The organism is Paraburkholderia sp. JHI2823, from assembly GCF_038900695.1.
GTDB lineage: Bacteria > Pseudomonadota > Gammaproteobacteria > Burkholderiales > Burkholderiaceae > Paraburkholderia > Paraburkholderia mimosarum.
Genome location: NZ_JAYMRY010000010.1, coordinates 82,073 through 97,789, shown reverse-complemented (window position 1 = coordinate 97,789; position 15,717 = coordinate 82,073). Strand labels below are relative to the sequence as shown.

Sequence of the window (15,717 nt, the reverse complement as noted above, 5' to 3'; positions counted from 1 at the left end):
AGCACGTCTATCAAAAGGGGAGCAACAGATGGACAGCAAGACAATCGCGTCGCCTGCCACCGACTCTGCACCGTCGTCCATACCAGCGCGGGAGCAGGAGCGTTCGTGGTACGCACACGCGTCGCCTCAGGCGCGGCGGGCGTTCTGGAGCTGCAAGGTCGGCTACATGCTCGACGGCATGGATACGCAAATGCTCTCGTTCGTGATTCCCACGCTCGTGGCGAGCTGGGGTATCAGCCTGGGTAACGCGGGGTTCATCGGCACGCTCACGCTGCTGTCGTCGGCGCTTGGCGGCTGGATTGCCGGCATTCTCTCCGACCGCATCGGCCGCGTACGTACGCTGCAGCTCACCGTGCTCTGGTTCGCGCTCTTCACGGGTCTCTGCGGGCTCGCGCAGAACTATGGGCAACTGCTCGCCGCGCGTGCGCTGATGGGCTTCGGATTCGGCGGCGAATGGACGGCGGGCGCGGTGCTGATCGGCGAGGTGATTCGCGCGAAGGACCGCGGCAAGGCAGTGGGGCTCGTGCAATCGGGCTGGGCGCTCGGGTGGGGGCTGGCCGCTTTGCTCTATGCGGTGCTGTTCTCGGTTCTGCCGCCGGAGTTGGCGTGGCGTTCGCTGTTTCTCGTCGGCGTGGCTCCCGCGCTGCTCGTGCTCGTGATCCGGCGGTATGTCAAGGAGCCCGAAATATTCACGAGCGCGAGGGCGGCGCGGGCCGAGGCGGGCGACAAGCCGCGCTTTACCGAAATCTTCGCGCCGAAGCTGCGCTGGACAACGCTGCGCGCGGCGCTTCTCGCAACAGGTGCGCAAGGCGGCTACTACGCAATCACGACCTGGCTGCCCACGTTCCTCAAGAGCGAGCGCCATCTCACCGTGTTGGGCACGGGCGGTTATCTCGCGATGATCATCGCAGGCTCGTATGTCGGCTATCTAGCGAGCGCGTGGCTCACCGACCGGCTCGGCCGCAAGCCCAACTTCATCCTCTTTGCGGCGGGCTCCATGGCGATTGCGTACGCGTACACGTCGCTGCCGCTCACGAATGGCTCGATGCTGTGGCTCGGTTTTCCACTCGGCTTTTTCGCTTCGGGCATTTTCTCGGGCATGGGCGCGTTCCTCACCGAACTCTTTCCCACACGTGTGCGCGGTTCGGGGCAGGGCTTCTGCTACAACGTGGGCCGCGCAGTCGGCGCGCTGTTTCCCTTCCTGATCGGCGCGCTCGCGAAGCAGTTCGGTCTCGGGCCGAGCATCGGCATCTTCGCCATTGCGGCCTATGGCGTGCTGATCGTCGCGGCGCTTACGCTGCCCGAAACGCGCGGGCGTGAACTCGAATCGGCGTAACGGGGCAATGGCTTGACGGGGCAACGGGGCCGCGCTCTTACGCGAGGTCGCGCGCCTTGATCGTATCGCTGGCGCGCACGAAATTGCCGGCGCCGAGATGGTGGATCGTATGCAGATCCGCATTGCTACGGTCGAGTTCCCAGTGGCCATTGCGGAAGGCGCGCGGGTCGGCGGCGGCGGCGATCACTTCGCCGAAGCACGTGTCGTAAGCCTCTTCGGTATGCCGCTCGGGAATCAGGCGGCATTCCATCCACGCGGCGCAGCCCGCTTCGAGCAACGGCAAACCGAGCTTCGGGCCCGTAATGGCGCCGATACCGAAGCGCTGGAACTTATCCGTGTCGCGGCCGCTCACGCTGCCCACGGCGTAGGTGAGATCGATTGCCGCGGCACCCGGAATGATGACGCCGAACGTGCCGCTTGCGCTGACGAGTTCGCGCGTGAACGTGCGCTTGTCGATCACGATGGCGATGCGCGGCGGCGTGAATTCCACGGGCATCGACCACGCGGCCGCCATGATGTTGCGGCGCTTGCCGTCGCTGCTGGTGACGAGCACGGTGGGGCCATGATTGATGAGGCGGCTGGCGTGTTCGAGCGCCACGGGCGTGAAAGTCGAGAGGGTTTCCATCGGGCGTCAATTCGCGGTGGTTGGAACCCGAGCGACTTTACCTCAGAAACCCGAGGGCTGTGGCGAGCAGCCGTTAGCGCGGGGCCAATGAAATCAGGAAGCCCGAGCGCCGCTCGCATTTCCCGCGCGGCGGCCAAAGGCCTGGCGGACCCAGCCTTGGGCGTTCACCACGAGCAGGCCGAGCAGCACGAGCGCCGAGCCTAAGAGGAACGCGGGTTCCACGCGCTCATTCAGCAGCAGCACGCCGAACGCCACCCCGAACAGCGGCGTCATGAACGAGAGCACGCCAAGGCGTGCGGCCAGATAGCGGCGCAGCATCCAGAACCACACGAGATAGCTCACGAACGAGACGAGCAGCGTCTGGAACGCGAGGCTTGCCCACGCGAGCGGCGTGCCTTGAAAGTGGGTCTGTCCGGTCAGGGCCGCGAACGGCACCAGCACGACGAAGGCGCCGGCCAGTTGATAGAAGAGGGTTTGCGTGGCGGGCGCTTCGCTCAGGCGGCTCGTGCGCACGGCCACGGTGGTCAACCCCCAGGCCGCGCCCGCGCACAGACCCATGAAGTCGCCGAGCAGCCACAGCGGCGAGGCGGGCGAGCCGCCGCCCAGCAGCGCGGGGCCGACGAACGTGATGGCGATACCCGCGAACGCGATCGCGATGCCGCTCCACTGCAGCGGCGCGAGCCGTTCGTCGGGCAGGCGCAGATGCAGGCCGATGGCGGCGAACATCGGCGCGGTATAGATGAAGACGGCCATATGCGAGGCGTTGGTCCAGCGCAAGCCCATGGCCACGAACACGAATTCGAGCGCGAACAGGCCGCCCGTGACGAGCCCCGCGCCCAGTGCGACGCCCGGCAGCCAGCGCTCGCGCGAAACGAGCCGGTTGAACAGCCAAACGAGGCCCGCCGCCACGCCCGAGCGCAACCCGATCTGCAGCATGGGCGGGATTTCCCCGGCCACCGCCTTGATCGCGACCTGCTGCAGACCCCACGCGAGGCATAGCACCACCATGATGGCCAGGGCTTTTGCATCGACTTGCTTTCTCATTGCGGACTCGCTGACCTGATGATCGGGGATGGAGATGGGTGAAATTTTGCGATTGCGAGCGTAGTATTCATGCGTCGGGATGCACGCATATAGCGCAAAACTGACAATCGATAGCCCCGGACCGCCATGCCCAACCCACGCGTTCGCCCGCGCCCCGCGCGCCATCTGCGCCTGCCGCCTTTCACCGACGTGCTGCCCACGCCGGTGTTCTTCCGCATGGAACACATGCCTTCGCACGCAACCTATCCGCAGATGTGCCACCCGTGGGGCGAGTTCGTCTATGCCTTCAGCGGCACGACCGAGGTCAAGGCGGGCGACGAGCACTACATCACGCCGCCGCATCTCGGGCTCTGGATCGCACCCGGCACGGAGCACGTGGGTTTCAACGAGCAGGAGACGGTGCATTGCTCCGTGTACATCAGCCGCGATCTGTGCACGCGCATGCCCGCTTCGAGCTGCGCGGTGATGGTGTCGCCGCTCGTGCGCGCCATCCTCGAGCATCTGCGCGAGACGCCCGTCGAGGAGGAGGGCGAGGCGGCACGCGCGCGCCTCTTGCGCGTGCTCGTGGATCAGCTCTCGACCTGCGCGACCACGGGCAGCTTCGTGCCGCACACCGATGACGCCGATCTCAACGCGGTCCTCCAGGTGCTGCGCGACAACCCCGCAGACAACCGCTCGCTCGCCGAGCTTGCCGCTGCGTTTTACATGAGCGAGCGCACGCTCATGCGGCGCGCACAGAACCAGCTTGGCATGTCGTTGACGGAATGGCGTCAACGCATCCGGCTCGTGAATGCGTTGCCGATGCTCCACGCGGGGCGCAGCGTCGAAGCCGTGGCGCTGGATCTGGGGTACGCCACATCGTCGGCATTCATCGCCATGTTCCGCCGGCTGACGGGCACGAGTCCTGGCCAGTTCGTGGCGCGCACGCGCTGAGCATCGGGCTGCGCGCAGCGATTAATGAATCCCCGCGAAAACCCACGAAACGCCACACGATGCTAAAGATTCGCGGCACGCGCGCCGTTAGAGGAGGCATGAAAGCCCTCCTCACCCAAACCGACGCGCGCTTCATCCTGTCGATCGCCCTCGAGCTGGCCGAGAGCCAGGCCGCTGCGGCCGGGGTTCAGCTCGAATCGGCGGCGGGAACGGCGATTTACGACGATATGATCGTCGCCACACTCTCGCAATTCGCGCCTACCGTCACGATCGACGAGTTCTACGGCTTGCTCGATCGGCCCGAGCTGCTCCACTGAGCGGCGCCACGGCCCGCAATTGAAGCAGGAGCGGCCGCCGCCTCGTTGCGTACGCAACGAGGCGGGCAGTCGTCCGCAACTTCTCGTGTATCTCCGCGACGTCTTCCGCGCCAACGGGTGCACGGCGTCGCCCCAACTCGCATGCACCACGTCGAACAAATCGGCCGTTTTTCCGGTCGGACAGCCCCTATTCGAACGGCAGCATCGCGCAGAGCGCGCTCCGCACTGACCCAACAAATAAAACAAGTTGTTTGACAACTAAAGGGGGCGGTGCTACTGTGCGCAGTATCGACAACCCTCCATCCCAGCACGAGGCCTCATGAACGTGTCCCCGATTGTCGAGAGCGAATTCGCCTCGACTGTGATGGCAGTGCCGCCGCTCGCACGCCGCCCCGACTTCTCCCTCGACGTCGAACAAAACCGCAAGCTGATCCGCCACATGGAAGCTGGCGGCATCCGCACGCTGCTGTATGGAGGCAACGCGAACCTGTATCACGTCGCCGTCAGCGAATTCCGCGAGTTGCTTGACATGCTCGCCGACCTCACGGCGCCCGCAACGCGCGTGATCCCGGCCATCGGCCCCGACTACGGCAAGATGCTCGATCAGGCGCGCATTCTCGCGCAAACGCAATACCAGACCGCCATGGTGCTGCCGCTGTCCGGCATCACCACGCCCGCAGGCGTGGAAGCGGGCCTCACGCGCATCGTCGACACGGCCGGCATTCCGCTTACGCTCTACATCAAGAGCGAAGACTATGTGGACGTCGACACGCTCGTGCGCCTGATCGACCGCGGCACGCTCATTGCGATCAAGTACGCGATCGTGCGCGAGGATCCGGCGAATGACCCGTACCTGCGCCGCCTGCTGCAAAGCGTGCCGGCGTCGAAGGTGGTTTCGGGCATGGGCGAGCGCCCGGCGCTCGTCCACGTGCGCGATTTCGGTCTGGCCGCATGGACCACGGGCTCGGGCTGTATCGCCCCCGGCGCGATCATGGCGCTGCTGAAGGCCGCGAAAGCGGGCCGTGCGCAAGAAGCGCAACGCCTCTACGATGCGTTCATGCCGCTCGAAACGCTGCGCGACGACATCTCGCTCATTCGCGTGCTGCATGACGCCGTGACGCGCTCGGGCATTGCCGACATGGGCCCGATCCTGCCGCTGCTCTCGCAGTCGCCGGCCGAGGCCTTGCCGGCAATCGGCGAGGCGGCCCAGGCGCTGCTCGCATTCGAGCAGAAGCTTGTTGGCTCGGCACAGACCACCAACGCCTGAGAAAGGCACATCCAGTTCAACGGAGCGAACATGCAGATTACTGGAGCCATGCTGCTGGGCGCGCAAGCGGTGCGCGGCGAGGCGGGCGAGATGCGCGCCTTCGCGCCCGCGCTCGGCCAGGAGATCGAGCCGTCGTTCGGCCTCGGCGGCAAGGCCGAAGTCGCGCGCGCCTGCGAACTCGCGGGGCAGGCGTTCGACGCCTTCCGCGCCGCCCCGCACGAAACGCGTGCGCGCCTGCTCGAAGCGATCGCCGAGCGTATTCTCGGCATCGGCGAAGCCCTCATCGAGCGAGCGTATCTCGAATCGGCGTTGCCCAAGGCGCGCCTCGAAGGCGAGCGCGGCCGCACGGTCGGCCAGTTGCGCCTCTTCGCGTCGCTCGTGCGCGATGGCCGCTGGTGCGGCGCCGTGCTCGACTCGGCGCAGCCCGAACGTAAGCCGCTGCCGCGTTCGGACCTGCGCGCGCACCGCATCCCGCTCGGCCCCGTGGCCGTGTTCGGCGCGAGCAACTTCCCGCTGGCGTTTTCGGTGGCGGGCGGCGATACCGCTTCGGCACTGGCCGCCGGTTGTCCGGTCGTGGTGAAGGCGCACCTGGCGCACCCGGGCACCTCGGAACTGGTGGGCCGCGCGATCCAGCAGGCCGTCGCCGAAGTCGGTCTGCCCGAAGGCGTGTTCTCGCTCGTCTTCGGCGGCGGCAACGAAACGGGCGAAGCGCTCGTGGCGCATCCGGCCATCAAGGCGGTGGGCTTCACGGGTTCGCGCCGCGGGGGTCTCGCGCTTTCGCACATTGCCGCGACGCGCGCCGAGCCGATCCCGGTCTATGCCGAAATGAGCAGCATCAACCCGATGTTCGTGCTGCCCGCGGCGCTGGCCGCACGCGGCGAATCGCTCGCGCAGGGTTTCGTCGATTCGCTCACGTTGGGCGTCGGCCAGTTCTGCACGAACCCGGGCCTCGTGCTCGCCATCGACGGCCCTGAACTCGACCGCTTCCTGAAGGCGGCCAGCGCCGCGCTCACGCAGAAGCCCTCGCAAAGCATGCTGACGGCGGGCATCGCCTCGGCGTATGGCGAAGGCGTCGCGGCGCGCAAGCAACTGCCGGGCGTCGAGAACCTCGCCGAGGGCACGAAGACGCAAGCGCATTGCGACGCGCTTCCCGTGCTCTTCAAGGCGAGCGCGGAGCAGTTCCTCGCCCAGCACGCGTTGTCGGACGAGATCTTCGGGCCGACCTCGGTCGTCGTGGCGTGCCGCGACGAAGCCGAACTCGCGCGCGTGGCGGAGCACCTCGAAGGGCAGCTCACGGCAACGCTCCACATCGACCGCGACGACTACGCAATGGCCGCGCGCCTCATGCCGGTACTCGAGCGCAAGGCGGGCCGCATACTCGCGAACGGCTTCCCGACGGGCGTCGAAGTCTCCTATGCGATGGTTCACGGCGGCCCATTCCCGGCCACCTCGGACCCGCGCGCGACGTCGGTGGGCGCGATGGCGATCGAGCGCTTCCTGCGTCCGGTCTGCTACCAGGATCTGCCGGCCGAGTTGCTGCCGGCCACGCTGCAGAACGACAACCCGCTCGCGCTGTGGCGTCTGCGCGACGGCGAGCTGGTGCGCAAGTAATCGCGCGAAAGCGGTCGGAAAAGCGCCTGCAGAAGCCTTCCAGGCGCTTTCTCCCACACCGGGCCGACAAGCGGCTCACGACGGCCTCACAAATACCCTAATGTTGCTTGACAACTTAATGCGTGGTTCGGCATCCTGTGTCCGGCCTGGCAAGATAAGAATCAACGGGTCGCGTTAGAACAATTCCATAAACAGAAGTGAGGAGATGCGATGTTCGATGGACGCTTGAGGGCCAGGGTGCTGGCCGTATGTGTGGCGGCCGCAACGGCGCTTGGCATGAGCGCGGCGAAGGCCGATCCCGTTTCCCTGAACGTAGTCGACGTGGCCGGTAATCTGCAGCTCACGCAGAAGGCGATCGAGGCGTTCAAGGCGAAGTATCCGAATCTCGTTTCCAATATCACTTACACCAACGCGCCCGCGCCGCAACTGCCTGGCAAGATCAAGGCAATGCAGGCCGCCGGCCGCGCCGACATCGACCTCGTGCTGACGGGCACCGACGCGCTCGCCGCCGGCATCGAACTGAACCTGTGGATGAAGCTGCTGCCGGATCAGCAGGCAGGGTTGCCGGGCGTGCTCGACAAGTACGCGCCTGGCCCGCGCAAGATGCAGGACCTCGCACAAGGCTATGGCCTCGAAGTCTCGTATATGCCTGCGGGTCCACTGGTCGAATACAACCCGGCCAAGGTCGCCAGGCCGCCGCAAACGCCGCAGGAACTGCTTGCCTGGTGCAAGGCGAACCCCGGCAAGCTGATCTACGCGCGTCCGGCCAACTCCGGCCCGGGCCGCACGTTCCTGATGGGCCTGCCGTACCTGCTCGGCGACAACAATCCGCAAGACCCCATCAACGGCTGGGACAAGACCTGGGCGTTCCTCAAGGAACTGAACGCGTGCGTGCCGTATTACCCGGGCGGCACTTCGGCGGTGATGAAGGAACTGGGCGAGGGCACGCGCGACATGACCGTGACCGTGACCGGCTGGGACATCAATCCGCGTGCGCTCGGCATCGTGCCCGCCGACTTCAGGGTCCAGGCGTTCAACAACATGACGTGGGTGAACGACGCCCACTTCATGGTCGTGCCGAAGGGCGTTTCGAAGGAGAAGCTCGCGGTGCTGCTCAAGCTCATGAATTTCATGCTCGAGCCGCAGCAGCAGGCCATGACGTACGACGACGGCTACTTCTATCCCGGCCCCGCCGTGAAGGACGTGACGCTCCAGATGGCGCCGCAGCAAAGCCAGGACGTGATCGCGAAGTACGGCCGCCCCGAGTACGCGAAGTGGCTCGCGGCTTATCCGCATGTCCAGCCGCTTTCGGCGCAGGCGATGGTCGCGGCGTTCCAGAAATGGGACCGCGAAGTCGGCTCGCAGAAGTCGCAGTGAGCGGCGCAAGCATCAGCGATGGACGGACGGCGCGCGCGTGGTGCGGTTCGAGCGCCGTCCGCGATCCCTGTTCATGGAGTTGATCTCGTTGGTCAGGAAGGTGTCATGAAGCATTCTTTCGATCGTTTGCGCCTCGACTCGGTGTGCCGTAGTTTTGCGAACGCGGAGGGGGCGCAGGTCGCGGCGCTGCGCGGTCTCGATCTCGACATTCGCCGCGGCGAATTCATCGCGCTGCTGGGGCCCTCGGGCTGCGGGAAATCCACGGCGCTCAATTGCATCGCAGGTCTGCAACCGCTCACGAGCGGCAGCATCTGGCTCGATGACCTGCGTATCGACGTGCTGCCTCCCGAAAAGCGCGGCTTCGGCATGGTGTTTCAGAATTACGCGTTGTTCCCGCACATGACGGTGCTGGAAAACGTGGGCTTCGGCCTGAAGATGCAGGGCGTGCCGCGCGACGAGGCCAGGCGCCGCGCGCGCGAGGCGCTGCAGCTCGTGCAGCTCGTGGGCCATGAAAACAAGCTGCCGGGCCAGCTTTCGGGTGGCCAGCAACAGCGCGTGGCGATCGCCCGCGCCATCGTCATCGAACCGCCGCTCGTGCTGATGGACGAGCCACTCTCTAACCTCGACACGAAGCTGCGCATCGAAATGCGCGCGGAAATCCGCCGCATCCACGGGCAGCTCGAACGCGCCACCCTCTACGTGACGCACGATCAGGACGAAGCGCTCTCCATGGCGGACCGCATCGTCGTGATGAAAGAGGGCGTCGTGCAGCAGGTGGCGAGCCCGAAGGAAGTCTATAGCCGTCCTTCGAATCTCCATGTCGCGCGCTTCATGGGCTTTCGCAATGTGCTGCCGTTCTCGATTACCGGCGAACGCGGCGAGCATATCGCGATGTCCTCGTCGGGCATCACGCTCACCGGTGTGCCGATGGGCGAACTCAAAGGCGGCAACGAGATTTCGGTGGCGATGCGCCCCGAAGATTTCGAGCGCGCCAGCGCGGGCGACGCGAACGCCTTCGACGTCGAAGTGGAGATGGTCGAATACGGCGGCCGCGATTCGCTGCTGCTGGCCAATGCGCCGTTCGGCAAGCTGTGGGCGCGCGTGGAGGGCGAATTCGAAGCAGGGGAGCGCGCCACGCTGCGCGTCGCGCCTTCGCACGTGCTGGCCTATGCGGAGCGTGCGTCATGAGCGCGCTCGCCTCGCCATCGACGCGCGCGCCGCGCGATTCGCGCGGCTGGCTCGTCACGCCTGCGCTCGGCTTCATCATCGCGCTGTTCCTCTATCCGTTCGCCTACGGTCTCGTGCTGTCGTTCAAGCCGATGAACGGCGGCGGCATGTTCGCCAATTACCTGCAGTTCATCCACGACCTGTCGCTGTGGCCCACGGTGTTCGTCACGCTCAAGCTGGCGGTGCCCGCGACTCTCATCAATGTCGGTCTCTCGCTGCCCGTGGCCTTCGCGCTGCGCCGCAAGTCGCCGTACCAGAAGCTCGTGACGACGCTGCTCGTAATTCCCGTCACGCTCGGCACGGTGCTGATCGCCGACGGCATGCTGAGCTATTTCGGCCCGAACGGCTGGTTCCCGCAGGCGATGCACGCGCTGCATCTGTACACGAGCGAAGAGATTCGTCTCACGCACAACTATTGGGGCGTGCTGATTTCGCTGATCGTCTCGGGTTTCCCGTTCGCGTTTCTGCTCACGCTCTCGTACGTCACCGGCATCGACCCGACGCTCGCACGTGCGGCAGCCACGCTCGGCGCGGGGCCGTGGCAGCAGTTCCGGCAGATCTATCTGCCGCTGCTCGCGCCGGGTCTCACGATGGCCGCGTGCCTGTCGTTCGTGCAGGCGTATTCGGTGTTTCCGTCGGCCGTGCTGCTGGGCGCGCCTGCCGGCCCGACGCGCGTGATCTCCATTGCGGCATCGGAGGCGGCGTTCGAGAGTTATGACTACTCGCTCGCCTCGACGATCGCGATCGTGATGGGCTTCGTGCAACTGGTGGTGGTGGCCGCGATGCTGGGCGCGAAGCGCTACTTCTACTCGGGCCCGGTGAGCGGAGGAAAAGGCTGATGAGCGCACATCAACGCAACGCGGCCGGTCTTCCGGCCGGCGCGCCCGTGCGCGAAGAGCGTCCCGCGCCCGCCGCCGAGGCGCCGCATACCAAAGCAGCCTCGCGACTGCCCGACCTGTTCTGGAAAGTATTCGTCTGGGGCGGCATGGCGTTCTTCCTGCTCAACGTGCTGCTTTTGATCGCCACGGTGGGCGTGAACTCCATCGCCACGCGCTGGTTCGGCACGCCGCTGCCGCAAGGCTTCACGCTGCACTGGTATGCGCAGGCGTGGCGCGACTTCCAGCTGTCGAGCGTGCTGTGGGTGACGTTCGAAGTCGTGGGCTCGGTCGTGCTCCTCTCCATCGCGCTCGGCGTGCCAGCGGCCTATGCCTTGGCGCGCGCGCAATTCCCCGGCAAGCGTTTCGCCATGCTCGTGTTCCTGCTGCCGCTCATGGTGCCGCCCGTCACATACGGCATCCCGATGGCGACCGCGATGTATCAGGTGGGCCTCGCCGGCACGCTGCCCGGCGTGATCCTCGCGAACCTGGTGCCGGCGCTGCCGTTCGTGATCCTCGTGATGACACCGTTCATCGAGCAGATCGATCCCAATCTCGAATCGGCCGCGCGCATTTTCGGCGCCAACACGCTGCGCTATTTCCGCTATGTATTGCTGCCGCTCCTCGTGCCGGGGATGCTGGCGGCGGGGCTGCTCGTGCTCGTGCGCACGATCGGCATGTTCGAACTCACTTTCTTTACCGCCGGGCCCGACACGCAAACGCTGGTGGTCGCGCTGTACTACGCCGTCTTTTCGACGGGCGTGCGCGCGCCGCAATCCATCGACGCGATGGCGATGATCTACATGGCCATCACGCTCGCGTGGGTGCTGGTCGCCCTGCAGTTCGTCAGCCCGACACAGCTCGTGTCGCGCGTGAAGGAGCAGCGCTAGGCGGCGCCGGCGGCTTGACTGGAAACACCTGGAGCAACGCAAGATGAGCAAGAAGCGAAAGACCCCCGAGGAACTGCGCAGCCACCGCTGGTATGGCGTGAACGACCTGCGGTCGTTCGGCCATCGCTCGCGCACCGCGCAGATGGGCTACAGCCGCGAAGAGTACGCGGGCAAGCCGGTGATCGCCATCCTCAACACGTGGAGCGAGATCAACCCTTGCCATACGCACTTCAAGCAGCGCGTGGAGGAGGTCAAGCGCGGCATCTGGCAAGCGGGTGGCTTTCCGGTCGAGCTGCCGGTGCAAACGCTCTCCGAGCCGTTCCAGAAGCCCACCACAATGCTCTACCGCAATTTCCTCGCAATGGAAGCGGAAGAGACGATCCGCTCGTACCCGGCCGACGGCGTCGTGCTGATGGGCGGCTGCGACAAGACCACGCCCGCGCTGCTGATGGGTGCGATCTCCATGGATTTACCGACGATCTTCCTGCCCGCGGGGCCGATGCTCAACGGCAACTGGAACGGCGTGACGCTCGGCTCGGGCTCGGACACCTGGAAGTACTGGGCCGACCTGCGCGCGGGCAAGATCACCGAAGAGGACTGGAAGGGCGTGGAGGGCGGCATCGCGCGTTCGCCGGGCCATTGCATGACGATGGGCACGGCATCGACGATGACGAGCGCCGCCGAAGCCCTGGGCTTCACGCTGCCGGGCTTCGCCTCGATTCCGGCGCCGGATTCGCGCCACGCGCAGATGTCGGCGAAGACGGGCATGCGCATCGTCGAGATGGTGTGGGAGGATCTCAAGCCCTCGGACATCATCACGCGCAAATCGGTCGACAACGCGGTCACCACCTGCCTCGCGCTCTCGGGCTCGACCAACGCGATCGTCCACATGATCGCGCTCGCGCGCCGCGCCGGTGTCGATCTCACGCTCGCCCAGTACGATGATATCGCGCGCCGCACGCCGGTGCTCGCGAACGTCCGCCCGACCGGCAAGTACCTCATGGAGGACTTCTACTATGCGGGCGGTCTGCGCGCGATGCTCAAGGAGCTCGGCGACCTGATCGACGGCACGCAGATGACCGTGAACGGCAAGACGCTCGGCGAGAACATCGCCGACGCGCAGATCTACCGCGAAGCGGTGATCTATCGCCGCGCGAATCCGCTGATGCCGGATACGGGGCTCGCCGTGCTGCGCGGCAACCTCGCGCCGGACGGCGCCGTGATCAAGCCGGGCGCGGCTCAGAAGCGTCTGCACGTGCACACGGGCAAAGCCGTCGTGTTCAAGGACTACAACGACATGGCCGCGCGCATCGACAGCGAAGAACTCGACTGCGACGAGAACAGCGTGATCGTGCTTCAGCACGCGGGTCCGGTGGGCGCGCCTGGCATGCCCGAATGGGGCCAGCTGCCGATTCCGCAAAAGATCCTCAAGAAGGGCGTGCGCGATATGGTGCGCATCTCGGATGCGCGCATGAGCGGCACGAGCTATGGCGCGTGCGTGCTGCACGTAGCGCCGGAATCGTTCATCGGCGGACCGCTCGCGCTCGTGCGGGACGGCGACATGATCGAGCTGAACGTGCCGGAGCGCCGCCTGAACGTGCTGATCTCCGACGAAGAGCTGGCGCGCCGCAAGGCCGCCTGGGTCGCGCCGGAACCGCGCTTCACGCGCGGCTATGGCGCGATGTACCAGATGCACGTGATGCAGGCCGACAAGGGCTGCGAATTCGACTTCATGCAGCGTGACGGCGTGGGCGGTTCGTGCGCCGGCGCCGGCGGCGAGCCCGAGATTCACTAACGAGACATACAAACCACAACGACTAAAGCTAGGAGTGAAAAAAAACTTGTGCGTGTGCGATAGAGAAGGGCGGCAAATGCAGGGAGGTGGTTCTCGACCCGGGGCTTGCAATGCGCGCGATCCGACAGACCGTGGCATAGTGCACGCACCTCCGTAACCGCGCAGAATCTCCAACTGGCGCAGACCCGATGACGTTGATCGACAAAATTCTTCCGCGGTATGACTTTCGTGAAGTTCACACGACGACGGCTCGCGCTCCTTCCAGCGTCATCCTGGACTGTGCCGCTCGCCAGCGGGCGCAGGATGATCCCGTTGTGCAACTGGCCATCGGGTTGCGAGAGCTTCCGCTTCGATTGATGGGGCGGTCGCGGCCCCGCCCCCTGGATCTCGACGACTTTACTTTCCTCGGCCGTGACGGCGACCGCAGCCTGGCGTTTGGGCTGACAGGCGCCTTCTGGCAAGCCGACTACGGATTGCTCGAAGTTCGGACCCTGGAAGCGTTCAAAACTGTCGACAGGCTGGATGTCTGTCAGTTGGTGATGGGCTTCGAAGTGGAGCCTATGCCATCGGGCGAAACGCTTTTGAGTACCGAAACACGCGTCTTTTGCCCGAACTCCGAAACGCGCCGCAAGTTCGCGCCCTACTGGTACGTCATCCGCCCAGTCAGCGGTTTGATCCGGCGGCGCATGCTCGGTCGCATCCGCAAGCAGTCTGAACGCATTGCTGCGTCCGGGTGAGGCGTACTTCTAGAAGGCGCTCTTTATCACGCCCCCGTCGGCTCGCAACGCCGCGCCCGTCGTCGCCGATGAAAGGGGACTGGCGATATAAGCCACGAGGGACGCGATTTCCTGCGGTGAACCAAATCGCTTGATGAGCGACGTGGGGCGAACCTTCTCGAAGAATTGCTTTTCGAACGCTTCGAACGATTGCCCGTCCGCCTTGGCAAGCGTTGCCACGAACTCGCCAACGCCGCGCGATTTCGTCGGCCCCGGCAAGACGCTGTTGACGGTAATGCCCGTACCGGCAACGGCTTCGGCCAGTCCGCGCGAGACCGCGAGCTGCGCGGTTTTCGTCACCCCGTAGTGGATCATTTCGGCTGGAATCTGCACGCCGCTTTCGCTCGAAATGAAAATAATGCGGCCCCAGTTCGCCTGCCTCATCGCGGGCAGAAACAGGCGAGCGAGGCGGACTCCGCTCAGGACGTTGACGTCGAAGAATCGCTGCCAGTCCGCATCGGGGATTGCTTCAAATGGCTTCGGCTCGAAGATACCCAGGTTATTGACCAGAATTTCCACATTCGGATAGCGCCGTGCGAGCGCTTCGGCTGAGGCAGCGCTACTGAGGTCGCCCGCGAATCCGTATACGTCGCCGCCGGTCTCCGCTTTCAGTTGCGCGACCACGTCGTCGACGGATGGCTGGGAGCGGCCATTGACGATGACTCGAGCGCCCTCCCGCGCCAGGGTGCTGGCGATAGCCAGTCCGATGCCTGCTGTGCTTGCGCTGACCAGCGCGAGTTTGCCTTTCAGGTTCAGGTCCATGAGAGATTTCCTTATCCGTGCATGAAGTTGCAACGGCGACATCGCGTGTTGAACAACCGCATGCCGCCGACTCTGATTTAGGTACGTGTAATCGAGGCGCCCCCGTCGACCAGCGAAGCCGTGCCGGTCACGAAAGACGAATCGTCCGACGCAAGATAGAGCACCGAACGCGCGAGTTCCTCCGGCCTGGCGACGCGCTTGAGCGCGTGTAGCCCGGTCACGAACGCTTGCGATTCGTCGGTGTCGTTCATGCCGCGATACATTTCCGTGTCCACGGCGCCCGGCAACACCGCGTTGACGCGCACGCCTTGCGCGCCGTACTCGGCGGCCAGCGCCTGCGTCAAGCCGATCAGTCCGGCCTTGCTCGCCGCGTAGGCCGCGGTGCCGGGAAATGCGAAGGAGTACCCAACGAATGTCGACGTGAAGATGATCGAGCCGCCGCCTTGCTTCAACATCTCGGGAATCTGATGCTTCGCGCCGAGGAAGGCACTGGTCAGATTGGTCGCCAGCGCGGCGTTCCAGCCTGTTTCCGAAATCGCGGTGCTCGGACCCATCTCGCCCAATGTGCCGGCGTTGTTGAAGGCGATGTCCAAACGGCCGAAGCGGCGCACGGCAAGCGCGACCAGCGCCTTCGCGAAGTCTTCCGACTGCACGTCGCCGGCCAGATATGCGGCTTCGCCGCCTTCGCTGGCGATCTCCGCAGCGAGCGTTTCAAGCTCAGCCGCGCGGCGCGCCGCGATGACCACCTTCGCGCCTTCGTTCGCGAACAGCTTTGCCGTTGCGCGGCCAATACCCGAGCTGGCGCCCGTCACGATGGCGACTTTCCCTGTCAAGCGTTGCATTTGCAATCTCCTGATGAACTTGCATCGGCCAGTGCCCAAT

The 15,717-nt window shown here is 65.4% G+C and carries 15 protein-coding genes; 11 read left to right on the top strand and 4 right to left on the bottom strand.

The genetic code is table 11. The features are described from left to right. Positions 1 to 28 precede the first annotated feature (28 nt). Complete coding sequence (locus VSR34_RS13910; protein ID WP_028231651.1) at positions 29 to 1,336, top strand: MFS transporter; 1,308 nt, start codon at positions 29 to 31, stop codon at positions 1,334 to 1,336. A gap of 37 nt (positions 1,337 to 1,373) precedes the next feature. Here the strand turns inward: VSR34_RS13910 and VSR34_RS13905 are convergent, their stop codons facing one another. Further along, positions 1,374 to 1,961 (bottom strand): flavin reductase family protein, encoded by a 588-nt coding sequence (locus tag VSR34_RS13905; RefSeq protein WP_028210950.1) that lies wholly within the window; start codon positions 1,959 to 1,961, stop codon positions 1,374 to 1,376. 93 nt (positions 1,962 to 2,054) lie between these two features. Continuing rightward, entirely contained in the window at positions 2,055 to 3,005 is a 951-nt protein-coding gene (locus VSR34_RS13900) for a DMT family transporter (RefSeq protein ID WP_028210951.1), read from the bottom strand. A 126-nt stretch (positions 3,006 to 3,131) separates the two neighbouring features. On the opposite strand from VSR34_RS13900, the gene VSR34_RS13895 reads away from it, so the two are divergent. The 10 genes from VSR34_RS13895 (at position 3,132) to VSR34_RS13850 (ending at position 14,034) form a co-directional block, all read left to right on the top strand. Beyond that, positions 3,132 to 3,938 (top strand): helix-turn-helix transcriptional regulator, encoded by an 807-nt coding sequence (locus VSR34_RS13895; protein ID WP_028210952.1) that lies wholly within the window; start codon positions 3,132 to 3,134, stop codon positions 3,936 to 3,938. Positions 3,939 to 4,036: 98 nt separating this feature from the next. Beyond that, positions 4,037 to 4,255: a hypothetical protein gene (locus tag VSR34_RS13890; protein ID WP_028210953.1), complete on the top strand. Its 219-nt coding sequence runs from the start codon at positions 4,037 to 4,039 to the stop codon at positions 4,253 to 4,255. Positions 4,256 to 4,574: 319 nt separating this feature from the next. Beyond that, positions 4,575 to 5,522 carry a dihydrodipicolinate synthase family protein gene (locus VSR34_RS13885; protein WP_342962717.1) on the top strand — a complete coding sequence of 316 codons (948 nt, stop codon included), beginning with the start codon at positions 4,575 to 4,577 and terminating at the stop codon, positions 5,520 to 5,522. A gap of 30 nt (positions 5,523 to 5,552) precedes the next feature. Next, the gene (locus tag VSR34_RS13880) at positions 5,553 to 7,133 is read left to right on the top strand and encodes an aldehyde dehydrogenase (NADP(+)) (RefSeq protein ID WP_028210955.1); all 1,581 of its coding nucleotides are present in this window, start codon (positions 5,553 to 5,555) and stop codon (positions 7,131 to 7,133) included. Between the two features lie 276 nt (positions 7,134 to 7,409). Beyond that, entirely contained in the window at positions 7,410 to 8,510 is a 1,101-nt protein-coding gene (locus VSR34_RS13875) for an extracellular solute-binding protein (protein ID WP_244145386.1), read from the top strand. A gap of 105 nt (positions 8,511 to 8,615) precedes the next feature. Beyond that, positions 8,616 to 9,698, top strand: coding sequence for an ABC transporter ATP-binding protein (locus VSR34_RS13870; protein WP_342962716.1), 1,083 nt, complete (start codon positions 8,616 to 8,618; stop codon positions 9,696 to 9,698). Continuing rightward, complete coding sequence (locus VSR34_RS13865; RefSeq protein WP_028210958.1) at positions 9,695 to 10,576, top strand: sugar ABC transporter permease; 882 nt, start codon at positions 9,695 to 9,697, stop codon at positions 10,574 to 10,576. Before VSR34_RS13870 ends, VSR34_RS13865 begins: the two co-directional genes overlap by 4 nt. Then, the gene (locus VSR34_RS13860) at positions 10,576 to 11,502 is read left to right on the top strand and encodes an ABC transporter permease (protein ID WP_028210959.1); all 927 of its coding nucleotides are present in this window, start codon (positions 10,576 to 10,578) and stop codon (positions 11,500 to 11,502) included. Before VSR34_RS13865 ends, VSR34_RS13860 begins: the two co-directional genes overlap by 1 nt. A gap of 43 nt (positions 11,503 to 11,545) precedes the next feature. After that, positions 11,546 to 13,297: an L-arabinonate dehydratase gene (gene araD / locus VSR34_RS13855; RefSeq protein ID WP_342962715.1), complete on the top strand. Its 1,752-nt coding sequence runs from the start codon at positions 11,546 to 11,548 to the stop codon at positions 13,295 to 13,297. A gap of 188 nt (positions 13,298 to 13,485) precedes the next feature. Continuing rightward, on the top strand, positions 13,486 to 14,034 hold the full coding sequence (locus VSR34_RS13850; RefSeq protein WP_028210961.1) for a hypothetical protein: 549 nt from the start codon (positions 13,486 to 13,488) through the stop codon (positions 14,032 to 14,034). A gap of 9 nt (positions 14,035 to 14,043) precedes the next feature. On the opposite strand, the gene VSR34_RS13845 is transcribed toward VSR34_RS13850, so the two are convergent. Next, positions 14,044 to 14,835 (bottom strand): SDR family oxidoreductase, encoded by a 792-nt coding sequence (locus VSR34_RS13845; RefSeq protein ID WP_028210962.1) that lies wholly within the window; start codon positions 14,833 to 14,835, stop codon positions 14,044 to 14,046. Positions 14,836 to 14,912: 77 nt separating this feature from the next. Beyond that, entirely contained in the window at positions 14,913 to 15,677 is a 765-nt protein-coding gene (locus VSR34_RS13840; protein ID WP_028210963.1) for an SDR family oxidoreductase, read from the bottom strand. Positions 15,678 to 15,717 lie beyond the last annotated feature (40 nt).

What these genes read in the sequence shown, in the direction of transcription:
- VSR34_RS13890 (WP_028210953.1), top strand. Translation starts at nt 4,037, where the DNA reads ATGAAAGCCCTCCTCACCCAAACCGACGCGCGCTTCATCCTGTCGATC.
- VSR34_RS13865 (WP_028210958.1), top strand. Translation starts at nt 9,695, where the DNA reads ATGAGCGCGCTCGCCTCGCCATCGACGCGCGCGCCGCGCGATTCGCGC.
- VSR34_RS13885 (WP_342962717.1), top strand. Translation starts at nt 4,575, where the DNA reads ATGAACGTGTCCCCGATTGTCGAGAGCGAATTCGCCTCGACTGTGATG.
- VSR34_RS13860 (WP_028210959.1), top strand. Translation starts at nt 10,576, where the DNA reads ATGAGCGCACATCAACGCAACGCGGCCGGTCTTCCGGCCGGCGCGCCC.
- VSR34_RS13910 (WP_028231651.1), top strand. Translation starts at nt 29, where the DNA reads ATGGACAGCAAGACAATCGCGTCGCCTGCCACCGACTCTGCACCGTCG.
- VSR34_RS13900 (WP_028210951.1), bottom strand. Translation starts at nt 3,005, where the DNA reads ATGAGAAAGCAAGTCGATGCAAAAGCCCTGGCCATCATGGTGGTGCTA.
- VSR34_RS13845 (WP_028210962.1), bottom strand. Translation starts at nt 14,835, where the DNA reads ATGGACCTGAACCTGAAAGGCAAACTCGCGCTGGTCAGCGCAAGCACA.
- VSR34_RS13875 (WP_244145386.1), top strand. Translation starts at nt 7,410, where the DNA reads ATGAGCGCGGCGAAGGCCGATCCCGTTTCCCTGAACGTAGTCGACGTG.
- VSR34_RS13895 (WP_028210952.1), top strand. Translation starts at nt 3,132, where the DNA reads ATGCCCAACCCACGCGTTCGCCCGCGCCCCGCGCGCCATCTGCGCCTG.
- VSR34_RS13905 (WP_028210950.1), bottom strand. Translation starts at nt 1,961, where the DNA reads ATGGAAACCCTCTCGACTTTCACGCCCGTGGCGCTCGAACACGCCAGC.
- VSR34_RS13880 (WP_028210955.1), top strand. Translation starts at nt 5,553, where the DNA reads ATGCAGATTACTGGAGCCATGCTGCTGGGCGCGCAAGCGGTGCGCGGC.
- VSR34_RS13850 (WP_028210961.1), top strand. Translation starts at nt 13,486, where the DNA reads ATGACGTTGATCGACAAAATTCTTCCGCGGTATGACTTTCGTGAAGTT.
- VSR34_RS13840 (WP_028210963.1), bottom strand. Translation starts at nt 15,677, where the DNA reads ATGCAACGCTTGACAGGGAAAGTCGCCATCGTGACGGGCGCCAGCTCG.
- araD (WP_342962715.1), top strand. Translation starts at nt 11,546, where the DNA reads ATGAGCAAGAAGCGAAAGACCCCCGAGGAACTGCGCAGCCACCGCTGG.
- VSR34_RS13870 (WP_342962716.1), top strand. Translation starts at nt 8,616, where the DNA reads ATGAAGCATTCTTTCGATCGTTTGCGCCTCGACTCGGTGTGCCGTAGT.